This is a genomic window from Paraburkholderia sp. MM5477-R1, from assembly GCF_050436385.1.
Taxonomy (GTDB): Bacteria; Pseudomonadota; Gammaproteobacteria; order Burkholderiales; family Burkholderiaceae; genus Paraburkholderia; species Paraburkholderia tuberum.
On sequence record NZ_JBNDMC010000007.1, the window covers coordinates 1,133,011 to 1,146,021 of the forward strand.

The 13,011-nt window shown below is 64.2% G+C and carries 9 protein-coding genes; all 9 read left to right on the forward strand.

Translation table 11 applies throughout. From position 1 onward, the window contains the following. Positions 1–30: 30 nt before the first annotated feature. The 9 genes from OKW35_RS34170 (at position 31) to OKW35_RS34210 (ending at position 12,891) form a co-directional block, all read left to right on the forward strand. The gene (locus OKW35_RS34170; protein WP_184064147.1) at positions 31–1,929 is read left to right on the forward strand and encodes an extracellular solute-binding protein; all 1,899 of its coding nucleotides are present in this window, start codon (positions 31–33) and stop codon (positions 1,927–1,929) included. A gap of 7 nt (positions 1,930–1,936) precedes the next feature. Continuing rightward, positions 1,937–2,989 carry a microcin C ABC transporter permease YejB gene (locus tag OKW35_RS34175; protein WP_429405175.1) on the forward strand — a complete coding sequence of 351 codons (1,053 nt, stop codon included), beginning with the start codon at positions 1,937–1,939 and terminating at the stop codon, positions 2,987–2,989. Next, entirely contained in the window at positions 2,943–4,055 is a 1,113-nt protein-coding gene (locus OKW35_RS34180; protein WP_184067482.1) for an ABC transporter permease, read from the forward strand. The genes OKW35_RS34175 and OKW35_RS34180 overlap by 47 nt, the downstream gene beginning before the upstream one ends. Next, entirely contained in the window at positions 4,055–5,701 is a 1,647-nt protein-coding gene (locus OKW35_RS34185) for an ABC transporter ATP-binding protein (protein WP_429554405.1), read from the forward strand. The genes OKW35_RS34180 and OKW35_RS34185 overlap by 1 nt, the downstream gene beginning before the upstream one ends. After that, positions 5,698–7,137, forward strand: coding sequence for a TldD/PmbA family protein (locus OKW35_RS34190; RefSeq protein ID WP_429554406.1), 1,440 nt, complete (start codon positions 5,698–5,700; stop codon positions 7,135–7,137). Before OKW35_RS34185 ends, OKW35_RS34190 begins: the two co-directional genes overlap by 4 nt. Beyond that, positions 7,134–8,522, forward strand: a complete 1,389-nt coding sequence (locus OKW35_RS34195) for a TldD/PmbA family protein (protein ID WP_429554407.1) — start codon at positions 7,134–7,136, stop codon at positions 8,520–8,522. Before OKW35_RS34190 ends, OKW35_RS34195 begins: the two co-directional genes overlap by 4 nt. A 94-nt stretch (positions 8,523–8,616) precedes the next feature. Continuing rightward, positions 8,617–9,138 carry a GNAT family N-acetyltransferase gene (locus OKW35_RS34200; protein WP_429554408.1) on the forward strand — a complete coding sequence of 174 codons (522 nt, stop codon included), beginning with the start codon at positions 8,617–8,619 and terminating at the stop codon, positions 9,136–9,138. Further along, the gene (locus tag OKW35_RS34205) at positions 9,135–9,698 is read left to right on the forward strand and encodes a GNAT family N-acetyltransferase (RefSeq protein ID WP_184063943.1); all 564 of its coding nucleotides are present in this window, start codon (positions 9,135–9,137) and stop codon (positions 9,696–9,698) included. Before OKW35_RS34200 ends, OKW35_RS34205 begins: the two co-directional genes overlap by 4 nt. A 7-nt stretch (positions 9,699–9,705) precedes the next feature. Continuing rightward, positions 9,706–12,891 (forward strand): multidrug efflux RND transporter permease subunit, encoded by a 3,186-nt coding sequence (locus tag OKW35_RS34210; protein ID WP_429554409.1) that lies wholly within the window; start codon positions 9,706–9,708, stop codon positions 12,889–12,891. Positions 12,892–13,011 lie beyond the last annotated feature (120 nt).

Consider the following 13,011-nt stretch of genomic DNA (forward strand, 5'->3'; position numbering starts at 1 on the left):
CTACGAGCCGATTGCGTCCAGACACGCATGATGACAACCGACAGGTTTCGAGGCCCGCGCGCGCGCGTCGTTACGGCGTTCGCGGCGCGGGTTGCGATGACGCTCGTCGCGGGGCTGCTGGTCGTGCCGTTGACGACCGCGCCCGCGTTGGCGAGGGCGTCGATCGCGCAGTACGACGCGCCGAAGTATCCGTCCGGGTTCACGCATTTCGATTACGCGGACCCGAATGCGCCGACCGATGGCACACTGGTTTTCCAGAACTACGACGAAAGGCAAAGCTACGATTCGCTGAATCCGTTCCTGACGCGTGGTGCGCCGGCGCCGGACATCCTGCATCTGATGTTCGATACGCTGATGCAGCGCAGCTGGGACGAGCTCGCGTCGGAATACGCATTGATCGCCGACGACGTCGAGGTGGCGCCGGATGGCAAATCAGCGGTGTTTCATATCGACCCGCGAGCGCGCTTTTCGAACGGCGATCCGATCACCGCCGACGACGTCAAGTATTCGTTCGATACGCTGACCAGCCCGCAGGCATCGCCGCTGTTCAACTCGCAGTTCGCGGTGATCAGCCGCGCCACGGTGCTCGACCCATCGCGGGTGCGCTTCGACTTCAGGCACGTGGAACGCGACGCGCCGTTGATCGCAGGCGACCTGCCGGTTTTCTCGCGCAAGTGGGCAATGCAAGCCAACGGCACGCGCATCGCGTTCGATCAGTTGACCAACGTGCCGCCGGTGTCGAGCGGCCCGTATCTGATCGAGCAGCGCAAGAACGACACGCAGATCGTCTACCGTCGCAATCCGGCTTACTGGGCGGCCGATTTGCCATCGCGGCGCGGCATGTACCATTTCGCGCGCGTCGCGTTCAAGCTCTATCACGATCATTACACGCAGCTCGAATCGCTGAAAGCGCTCGATACCGACGTGATGGTCGAATACAGTTCGATGCAATGGGCGCGCCGTTATATCGGCAAGAACTTCGATAACGGCGCGTTACAGCGCAAACTCTTTCCGGATCACGGCGCGCAGATGCAGGGGCTGATGTTCAACACGCGCAGGCCGATGTTTTCGGATGTGCGGGTGCGGCATGCCCTTGCACTCGCGTTCGACTACGACTGGCTGAACCGGATGACCTTCTACGGCCAGTACCGGCGCACCAACAGCTACTTCGACGATAGCCCGTTCGCCGCGCAAGGCGCGCCGACCGATGCCGAACTCGCGCTGCTCGACCCGTATCGCGCGAGTTTGCCGGCGGCCGTGTTCGGTCCAATGGTCAGGCAGGCCGACACGATTGCGCCGCACACGTTGCGCGAGAACCTGCGCGAAGCGCGCGGCCTGCTCGCCGAAGCGGGTTGGACGGTGCGCGACGGCCAGTTGCGCGACGCGCACGGCAACCCGATGTCGATCGAAATCATCGACGATCAGCCGGGCATGGATCGCGTACTGCTGGCGTATATGCGCAACCTGCAACTGCTCGGCATCGATGCGCATATGCGCGAGATCGATAGTGCGTTGTATCAGAAGCGGATCGACAACTTCGAGTTCGATATGACGACGTTCATCTATCTGCGCGTGACGATTCCCGGTTCAGAACTGGAGCGTCGTTTCAGCAGCGCATCGGCATCGCAGGTCGGCTCGGAGAACTATCCGGGCGTGAGGTCGCCGGCGGTCGACGCGCTGGTGCGCGCGGTGATGCGCGCGAGCACGCTGAACGAACTCGAAACCGCGACCCATGCGCTCGACCGCGTGCTGATCAACGGCTATTACCTGGTGCCCGAATATTTCGCGCCGGATACGCGCATAGCGTACAAAAGCGCCCTCGGCTACCCGTCGGTGACGCCGGTCAGTTTCCAGGGCGAGGACTGGATCGTCAGCTACTGGTATCGCAAGCCGCCGTCCGCTGCGGCCAACACCGCCGAGGCGAAGTGAGGGGCTTATGTTTATCTACATCGTCAAACGTCTGCTGCTGATGATCCCGACGCTGATCGGCGTCGTTACGCTGACTTTCTTCGTGACGCAGTTCGTGCCGGGCGGCCCGGTCGAACAGATGATGACGCAGTTGCGTCACGGCCAGCAGCGCGGCGGCGAAGGCGGAGGCGGCGGCAACGCGTATCACGGCAGCCAGGGCGTCGATCCGCAGCAGATCGAGCAGATCAAGAAGCAGTTCGGCTTCGACAAACCGCCGCTGACGCGCTATCTGAAGATGCTGAGGGACTACGCGCGTTTCGATCTCGGCCAGTCCTACTATCACCATCAGAGCGTGTGGGCGGTGATCCGCTCGAAACTGCCGGTGTCGATCACGCTCGGGTTATGGACGGTCGTGCTGACCTACATCGTGTCGGTGCCGCTCGGGATCGCGAAAGCGGTGCGCAATGGCTCGCGCTTCGACACCGCCACCAGCGTAATGGTGCTGACCGGCTACGCGATTCCGGGCTTCGTGTTCGGCGTGCTGCTGCTGATGCTGTTTGGCGGCGGCACGTTCTGGCAGATCTTCCCGATGCGCGGCCTCACGTCCGATAACTTCGACGAACTCAGTGCGTTCGGCAAGGTGCTCGATTATCTATGGCACATCGTGTTGCCGGTGACGGCGTCGGTGGTTGGCAACTTCGCGATCGTCACGATCCTGACCAAGAATACGTTTCTCGAAGAGATTGGTCGTCAATACGTGCTGACCGCGCGGGCGAAAGGCGCGCCCAAGCGTGACGTGCTGTGGAAGCACGTATTGCGCAACGCCGCGATTCCGCTGCTGACCGGGTTGCCCGCCGCGTTTATCGGCGCCTTCCTGAACGGCAACCTGCTGATCGAAACGCTGTTTTCGCTCGACGGCATGGGCCAACTGTCTTATGACTCGGTGATCCGCCGCGACTATCCGGTCGTGCTGGGTTCGCTGTTCCTGTTCACGCTGATTGGTCTCGTGACCAAACTCATTGCTGACGTCTGCTATGTCCTCGTCGACCCCCGCATCCAGTTCAACAGCCTGGACCGATAAGCTGCCGCCCGGCGCGTTGCCGGTGTCCGTGTCGCCTGGGCGACGCGTGTGGCAGCGTTTCCGCCGGCAGAAGCTCGGTTACTGGAGCCTGATCGTGTTCGCGACGCTGTTCGTGCTGAGCCTGCTCGGCGAAGTGCTCGCGAATGACCGGCCGCTCATGGTCCGTTACGACGGCCATGACTATTTTCCGATCGTGAAGGACTATCCGGAAACGATGTTCGGCGGCGATTTTCCGACCCGCGCGAACTATCTCGATCCGTTTATCCGCAAGCAGTTGACGGAGAAAGGCAACTTCGCGATCTACCCGCCGAATCACTACCACTACGACACGATCGATTACTTCGCGACGCGGCCGTTTCCGGCGTCGCCGTCCGCGACCAACTGGCTCGGCACCGATCAATACGGCCGCGACGTGCTGTCGCGATTGCTGTACGGCTTCAGGCTGTCGGTGTTGATGGCGCTTGCGCTGACGGTGTCGGGTATCGTGCTGGGCGTGCTGGCGGGTGCGTTGCAAGGCTTTTACGGCGGCCGCACCGACCTGATCGGGCAGCGCCTGATCGAAGTATGGAGTTCGATGCCGGACCTGTATCTGCTGATCATCTTCGCGTCGATCTTCGAGCCGAGTTTGTGGCTGCTGTTTATCCTGCTGTCGATGTTCGGCTGGCTGGTGCTGTCCGACTATGTGCGCGCCGAATTCCTGCGCAACCGTTCGCTCGATTACGTTCGCGCCGCGCGCACGATGGGTTTGAGCAACTGGCAGATCATCTGGCGTCATCTGCTGCCGAACAGCATGACGCCGGTGATCACCTTCCTGCCGTTCCGGATGAGCGCCGCGATTCTGTCGCTGACGAGTCTGGACTTTCTGGGGTTGGGTGTCGCACCGCCCACGCCGAGCCTGGGCGAACTGCTTCAGGAAGGCAAGAACAACCTCGACGCATGGTGGATTTCGGTATCTGCGTTTGCCGCGCTGGTGATCACGTTGTTGCTGCTGACGTTCATGGGCGACGCGTTGCGCAATGCGCTCGACACGCGTTCGCGCGGGTCGGCGTTCGGCGGGAGGAAGTGATGGGCGACGCAACGTTGCACAAGCCTTTGCTGGAAATCGACACGTTCTCGATCCGTTTCGGCGACAAGGTCGCGGTTCGCGAACTGAATCTGACGATCGGGCGCGGCGAGCGGGTTGCGCTGGTCGGCGAATCCGGTTCGGGCAAGAGCGTCACGGCGCTGTCGATCCTGCGCCTCGTTGAACATGCGCAGACCAGCGGCCAGATCCGTCTCGACGGCGTCGATCTATTACAGAAAACCGAGCAGCAGATGCGCGGGATTCGCGGCGCCGACGTCGCGATGGTGTTTCAGGAGCCGATGACCGCGCTCAATCCGCTGTTCACGATCGGTCAGCAGATCGCCGAAAGCCTGCGTCTGCACGAGGGTTTGTGGTCGAACGCGGCGCGCGCCCGCGGCATCGAACTGCTGCGCCGTACCGGCATTCCCGAGCCGGAACGGCGGATCGACAGCTACCCGCATCAACTATCCGGCGGACAACGCCAGCGCGCGATGATCGCGATGGCGCTCGCGTGCCGTCCCCGCCTGCTGCTCGCCGACGAACCCACTACCGCGCTCGACGTCACCGTGCGTCAGCAGATCGTCGATCTGCTGATCGAGTTGCAGGAACAGGAAGCCGCCGATCGCGGCATGGCGGTGCTGCTGATCACGCACGACCTGAATCTCGTGCGCCGCTTCGCCCAACGCGTGGCGGTAATGGAAAAGGGTGTGCTGGTCGAAACCAATACGACCCAGGCGCTGTTCGCAGCGCCGCAGCATCCTTACACGCAGCGCTTGCTCGACAGCGAACCGCATCGCGAGATCGGGCCGATCGAACCGCACGCGCGTCGGGTGCTCGAGGTGCAAGGCCTCGCGGTCGATTACCGGACGGCCGCGAAAGGCTGGCGCTCGCTGTTCAGCGGTTCGACGTTTCGCGCAGTGCACGACGTCGATCTGACGCTGCGTCGCGGTGAGACGCTCGGCGTGGTCGGCGAATCGGGCTCCGGAAAATCGACGCTGGCGGCGACGCTGCTCGGTCTGCAACGGCCCGCCGCCGGTCATATCCATATCGACGGCGCGCCGTTGTCGGCTTTGCGTGGCGCGAACTCGCGCCGCGCGTTGTACTCGCGGATGCAGGTGGTGTTTCAGGACCCGTTCGGGTCGCTATCGCCGCGTATGACGGTCGAGCAGATCGTCGGGGAATGGATCGAGGTGCACCGGCCGGAAATCGACGCGCGCACGCGCCGCGCGCGGGTGGGGACGATGCTCGAAGAAGTAGGCATGCCGCAAGAATCGATGCTGCGCTATCCGCACGAGTTTTCCGGCGGGCAGCGGCAGCGCATAGCGATCGCGCGTGCGTTGGCGGTCGAACCGGAAGTGCTGATTCTCGACGAGCCGACCAGCGCGCTCGATGTGTCGATCCAGCAACAGGTGCTTAAGTTGTTGGCGGGCTTGCAGAAGAAGTACCGGTTAAGCTACCTATTGATCACCCATGATCTGGCGGTGATGCGTGCGATGGCGCATCGCGTGATCGTGATGAAGAACGGCCGCGTGGTCGAGGCGGGAGACACGCCCGACGTGCTGCATGCGCCGTCACATCCTTATACGCAGTCGTTGCTCGCAGCGTCGATGATCGCGCCGGAGCACGACGAACCCGAGGTGCTGCAATGAGTGAATCGCGCTGGACGCAGGCCGCCCGTGCGTTGAAGAGCAATGCGGCGTTCTGGTCCTTACGGATTTGCGAAGAGCAGGTCGACGACCACGAAGTGCGCAACGACGTCGCGCAGCCGCTGCGCACGCAGCGCGAACGCGGCGCCATGCTGACCGCGTGGGCCGGCGCGGGCGCGGGCTATGCGGCAACCACGGATCTGTCCATCGCGGGCTTGCAGGCTGCGCTCGATATCGCGACGCAACGTGCGCTGGCGAGCGCCGGCGCATCGCTGATCGACCATCGAGCGGTGTCGCGCGAAGCGCTCAGCGGCGCGTATGTCTCGCCCAATGCCGACCGGCCGCTGCCGACGCGCGGCGAATGGCTCGCGCGTCTCGCGCACGAATGCGCCGCCGCGAAAATCGACGAGCGGATCGTCGAGCGCACGGCATCCGTGCAGATCACGCGCACCGAACAGGTTTATCTGACCAGCGACGGCGCGCGAATCGAGCAGCGCTTTTGCCTCGTGATGCCGGAAATGAGCGTCGCGGCGCACGCGAACGGCGACACGCAGGTGCGCACGCTCGGCGGCAACTACGGCACGCTCGCGCAAGGCGGCGTCGAAGTGCTGGACCGCTACGCGTTCGACGGCGCAGGCGTGCGGCTCGCCACCGACGCGCTGACCTTGCTGGCCGCGCCGAACTGTCCGTCTGGTCCTCGCGACCTGCTGCTGATGCCCGATCAGATGATGTTGCAGATTCACGAATCGATCGGGCATCCGCTCGAACTCGACCGGATTCTCGGCGACGAACGCAACTTCGCCGGATGGAGTTTCGTGAAGCCGGAGATGTTCGGCACTTACCGTTACGGCTCGGAACTGCTCAACGTGACATTCGATCCGTCGTTGCGCGAACAAGCCGCGTCGTACGCATTCGACGACGACGGCACTGAAGCGCGCAAACAGTATCTGATTCGCGATGGCGTGCTCGAACGTCCGCTCGGTGGCGCGCTGTCGCAACAGCGCGCAAAGATGGCGGGCGTCGCGAATTCGCGTGCGTCGAGCTGGAATCGCGCGCCGATCGACCGGATGGCGAACCTGAATATCGAACCGGGAACCAGCACGCTGGGCGAAATGATTTCCGGCATCGAACACGGCATCCTGATGCGCACCAATACGTCGTGGTCGATCGACGATCACCGCAACAAGTTTCAATTCGGCTGCGAGTTCGGCCAGTTGATCGAAAACGGCAAGCTCACGCAAATCGTCAGGCAACCGAATTATCGCGGCATATCCGCGAATTTCTGGCGCAGTCTGAGCGCGGTCGGCAATGCCGGCACGCGCGAAGTGTTCGGCACGTCGATGTGCGGCAAAGGCGAACCGGTGCAGCTGGTGCGCGTCGGCCATGCGTCGCCGCCGTGCGTGTTCACGCATGTCGATGTATTCGGAGGCGCGCGATGACCACAACCCATGCAGTCAATGCATCGAGCGGCTTCGATTTCGCCTCGAACGCGCAGTCGCCGGATTGGCACGCGCATTTCGCGCTGCTCGCCGATGCGATCGACACGTTGCTCAGCGGCGACGAAGTGGCGTTGACGCGGCTGTCGGCGGAGCAATCCGACTTTATCCGCTTCAACGGTGGCAAGGTTCGGCAGATCGGCCAGGTGTCGCAAGGCAAGCTGACCGTCCGCCTGATCGACGGCGCCAGGCAGGCGTATTCGAGCTTCACGGTATGCGGCGATCCAGCGACGGACCTGCGCGATATCGCCGATGCGCTGAATACGTTGCGCGACGGCTTGCGCGATGCGCCCGACGACCCGCATCTGTTGTACGACGCCACCCAATGGACCCAATCGACGCGCCGCAGCGGCAAGCTGCCCGCGCCCGACGCACTGTTGCGGATCGCCACCGAAAGCGGGCGCGGACTCGATTTCGTCGGCTTCTATGCAGGTGGCTCGATGGTGCGCGGCTTCGCGTCGTCGCGCGGCAGTCGCGGCTGGTACGAAGTCAGCAACTTCAGCTTTGGCTGGTCGTTGTACGACCCGAGCGGCCGTGCGATCAAAAGCACGTACACCGGCGACCACTGGGACGACAGCGTGTTCGCCGCGAAGGTCGAACAGGCCGCCGCACGTTTGCCGGTGCTTGGACACACGCCGCGCGCGTTGTCGCCGGGGCGGTATCGCACGTATTTGGCGCCGGCGGCGATGCTGGAACTGGTCGGCACGGCGTCGTGGGGCGGGTTTTCCGCGCGCGCGAACGCCACCGCGCGCAGCCCGTTTTACCGGCTGCACAGCGGCGAAGTCGCGCTCGATCCGCGCGTGTCGATGACCGAAGACCTGAGCCTGAATATCACGCCGCGCTTCAACGAAGACGGTTATCAGCGCGACAGCGTGCCGTTGATTCACGACGGCCGCAACGCCGGGCAACTGACCAACGCCCGTAGCGCGCGCGAATACGGATTGACGCCGAACGGCGCGCTCGCCAGCGAAACGCCCGAGTCGCTGGCGATGGCTGGCGGCGATCTCGACGCCGCCGATATCCTTGCCGCACTCGATACCGGGCTGTATGTCGGCAATCTCTGGTACGTGAATTTTTCTGACCGGATGAATTGCCGGTTGACCGGCATGACGCGTTTCGCGACGTTCTGGGTCGAACGCGGCCAGATCGTCGCGCCGGTCGACGCGATGCGTTTCGACGACAGCCTGTACCGTTTGCTGTCGAGCGAGCTCGAACGTCTCGACGCCGAGCCGGAACTGCTGCTGAACGATGGAACGGAGGGCGAGCGGCAGACCGGCGGCTGGAAACTACCCGGCTTGCTGGCACGCTCGTTCGAACTGACGCTGTGAGTGAGTTTCCGATGACAGACCGAACGCCATAACAATGACAGAACCAAAGACAATATTTGAGAGCACGACCCGGTTCGGGGCCGAACCGGTCGAGATGAGCATTCGGCCGCTGCATCCGGACGACGCCGCGCAATTCCACGCGCTGCGTTCATGCCCCGGTGTGATGCGCCAGAACCCGATGCGTCCGTATCCGACCTTGCAGCAGACTCAAGGCTGGCTCGCGAAGCTCGCGGCGCCGTCGATGGCGATTGCAGCGCTGGTGGGCGATACGCTGGTCGGCGCGGCCGATCTGCATCCGGGCGCGCTGCGTCGCGCGCATAGCGGCTGGCTGGGTATCAGCGTGCACGACGACTGGCAGGGCAAGGGCGTCGGCACGCGGCTGATGGCCGAACTGATCGATGCCGCCGACAACTGGTACGGGCTGCGCCGTCTCGAGCTGAATGTGTTCGCCGATAACCATCGCGCGATTGCGCTGTATCGCAAGTTCGGTTTTTCGCACGAAGCGACCTTTCGCGGCGCCGTGCTGCGCGACGGCATGCTGATCGACTCGATGTTCATGGGCCGCTTACGCGCGCCGATGGGTCATCTGCAAGCGGAAATCGAGGCGACCGTATGAACGTCTCGTTGAAACCCGACATGGCGCATGTGATTATCCGCGCCCGCGAAGCGTCCGACCTCGACGCGATCACTTCGTTGATGAACTGCCCCGGCGCGCGGCATGGCACGTTGCAGACGCCGTATCGCTCGAACGCGACGGTCGGGAGCTGGCTCGAAAAAATGCCCGCGAACACGCTCGGACTGTGCGCGGAGGCGGGCGCTCGCGTGGTCGGGATGATCGACGTGTTGCCGCACATGCACCGGATGGCGCATTGCGCGGGAATCGGTCTCTGCGTGCATGACGATTACGTCGGGCGCGGCATCGGCACGGCGCTGCTCGCGGCGGCCGTCGAGTGCGCGGATACGCTGCTCGGCCTGCGTCGGCTGGAGTTGACCGTGTTCGTCGACAACCACCGCGCGATCGCTCTGTACCAGCGCTTCGGTTTCGTCGAGGAAGGACGCTCGCCAGCGTTCGCGATGCGCGACGGCAAGCTGGTCGATGCATTCCATATGGCCCGTTTCGCCGATGCGCCGGTGTTCGCTTCGCCGGTCGCGCTCGCACCGAACCCACACGCGTGAGCATGCCTTGGCCGCCTTTTTTATCGACCGACCGGTCTTTGCGTGGATTCTGGCGCTTGCGGTAATCATCGCGGGCGCGCTCGCGTTGACGCAACTGCCGGTCGCGCAATATCCACGACTCGCGCCGCCGCGTATCGTGATCGACGCCGTCTATCCGGGTGCATCGACGGAAGCCGTGGATGCGAACGTTGGCAGCGTCATCGAAGAAAGTCTCGACGGTGCCGACGCGATGCTTTACTACGAAACCGCCAGCGACGGCCTCGGCAACCTTGAAATCGCGGCGACCTTCGCGCCCGGCACCAACCCCGATATCGCGATGATGGACGTGCAGAACCGGCTCAAGCAGGTCGAGCCGCGTTTGCCGCAACAGGTGGTGCAGCAGGGTATCAGCGTTTTCAAGGCCGCCAACACGTTCCTGATGCTGGTCGCGCTGACATCCACCGATGGCACGCGCGATTCCGCGCAACTGAGCGACATCCTCAGCCGCGACATCATGCGCGAACTGAAGCGCGCGCCGGGCGTCGGTTCCGCGCAACTGTGGGACGCCGACGAAGCGTTGCGCGTCTGGCTCGATCCGATGAAGCTGCGCGAATTCGGCCTCGCCGCGTCCGACGTCAACGCCGCGATTGCCGCGCAAAACGCGAGCGTCGCGGCAGGTACACTCGGCGACGCGCCGCTGGTGGACGGCCAGCAGCTGAGCGCGTCGGTGAACGTCAAAGGGCAGTTGCTGTCGCCGGAGGAATTCGGCCAGATCGTGCTGAAAGCGCACCCCGACGGCTCGGCAGTGCGGCTTGCCGACGTCGCGCGGGTCGAGATCGGCCGCGACAACTATACGTTCTGGTCGCGCCTGAACGGCAAGCCGTCGGCGACGGTCGGGATTCAACTCGGGCCGCGCGGCAACGCGCTCGAAACATCGGACGCGATTCGGGCGCGGCTCGCGGAACTGGCGAACCGTTTGCCGCCGGGCGTCGCGGTTCAGGTGCCGTTCGATAGCGCGCGCTTCGTCAGCGTTGCGATTCGCGAAGTGCTGATCACGCTGGCCGAGGCGATCTTGCTGGTGTTTCTCGTGATGTGGCTGTTCCTGCGCGATCTGCGCTACGCGCTGGTGCCGACAGTGGTGATTCCGGTCACGCTGATGGGTGCGTTTGTCACGATGTACGCATTCGGCTTGTCGATCAACGTGTTCACGATGTTCGGCCTCGTGCTGGCGATCGGCATTCTGGTCGACGACGCGATCGTGGTGGTCGAGAGCGTGCATCGCGTGATGGACGAGGAGGGCATGGCGCCGCGCGACGCGACATTGAAAGCGATGAAACAGATCGGCGGTGCGATCGTCGGCGTGACGGCGGTGCTGACCGCCGTGTTCGTGCCGATGGCGTTCTTTCCTGGCGGCGTCGGTGGGATTTACCGGCAATTCGCGGTCGCGATGATTGCGTCGATGCTGGTGTCGTCTTTCATGGCGCTGTCGTTGACGCCCGCGTTGTGTGCGAACCTGCTGAGCGCGCCTGCGCAATCGGTCCGTCAGCGTGACGCGCGACGCGGTTTGCGTGGCGTTGCCGCGCGCCTCTCGACGCGTTTCGAACAGGGCTTTGATCGCGCGTCGCGCGCCTACCGGGCCATGACGGCCGCCGCGATGCGCAGGGTCGGGCCGCTGCTCGCGCTGTATGCCGTATTGCTGCTGCTGTGCGGCGCGTTGTACTGGCGGATGCCGGGCGGCTTCCTGCCCGTCGAAGACCAGGGCCAACTGCAGGTGATGATCCAGTTGCCGGCCGGCGCGACGCAGGCGCGCACGCTCGCCGTCGTCGAAAAGACCGAGTCGATTTTGCGCATGCAAACGGCGGTGGCGAACGTGACAAGCGTGATCGGCTGGAGTTTCGAGGGCAGCGGACAGAACGTAGCGATGTCATTCGTCGCGCTGAAAGACTGGGGCCGGCGCGGCGTTGATGCGATGACGCTGCGCGACACGTTGAACCGGTCGTTCAGCCGGTTTCTCGACGGCAACGTGCAGGCGCAATTGCCGCCGTCGGTGCCGGGCGTCGGGCATTCGGACGGCTTCACGTTCCGGCTCGAAGATCGCGGTGGCTTGGGCCGCGACGCGTTGAAGGCCGCCCGCGACCAGCTTGCCGAGCGCGCGAAGGCCGATCCGTCGCTGGCGTCGATTCATTTCGAGGATCTGCCCGACGCGCCGCGTATCGAACTCGACGTGGACCGCGCGAAGGCGTACGCGCTCGGCTTATCGTTCGACCGGATTGCGGACGTGCTCGGCAGCACCTTTGGCTCGTACTACGTCGACGATTTTCCGGCGGGTGGCCGGATGCGCCGCGTCCTGGTGGCGGGCGATGCGTCGACGCGGATGACGGAAACCGATCTGCTGGCGTTGTCGGTGCCGAACCAGTCGGGCGCGATGGTGCCGCTGTCGTCGGTTGCGACGCGCCGCTGGACCATCGGGCCAGTCGCATTGACGCGCTACAACGGCTATCCGTCGCTCGATCTGAACGGCCGTGCGGCGAGCGGTGTCAGTTCGGGGGCGGCGATGGAGGCGATGGAGCGGCTCGCGGCGAGCTTGCCTGCGGGCATCGCGTTCGACTGGGTCGATGCGGCGCGCGAAGAACGCGCGGCGGCGCGGCTGACGCCGTTGCTGCTCGGACTGTCGCTGCTGGCGGTGTTCATGGCGCTGGCCGCACTATACGAAAGCTGGACGATTCCGCTCGCGGTGTTGATGGTCGTACCGCTTGGCATAGTCGGCGCCATTGCGGCGATGCTGATGCGCGGCATGCCGAACGACGTCTACTTCAAGGTTGGGATGATCACAGTGATCGGCTTGTCCGCGAAAAACGCGATTTTGATCGTGCAATTCGCGCGCGACCTGAGCCTACGCGGCGTGCCGCTGACGCGCGCGGTGATACGCGCGGCGGGCGCGCGATTTCGCCCGATCGTGATGACGTCGTCGGCGTTCCTGCTGGGCGTCGTGCCGCTGGTGCTGGCGAGCGGCGGCGGTGCGGAAAGCCGCCGGTCGATCGGTACGGGCGTGTTCGGCGGCGTCGTGACGGCGACCTTGCTCGGGCTGGTGTTTGCGCCGGTCGCGTTTCAGGCGGTGGCGGTGGTCGCGCAGCAAGGGCCGCGCGGCGCGCTGCGGCGCTTGCATGGCTATCGGCGTCAGTCGCGCGAGTTGATTCGCGATGTCAGCACATGATCGGCTCACGCGCTGTCGATCTTCAGATACGCACGCGCGAGGCCTTCGTTTTCGAAGCCGAGCCGCTCGAGGGCGGCTCGATGAATGAAGTCCCGGCCAGTTGCTCCGATTCGTGGTAGT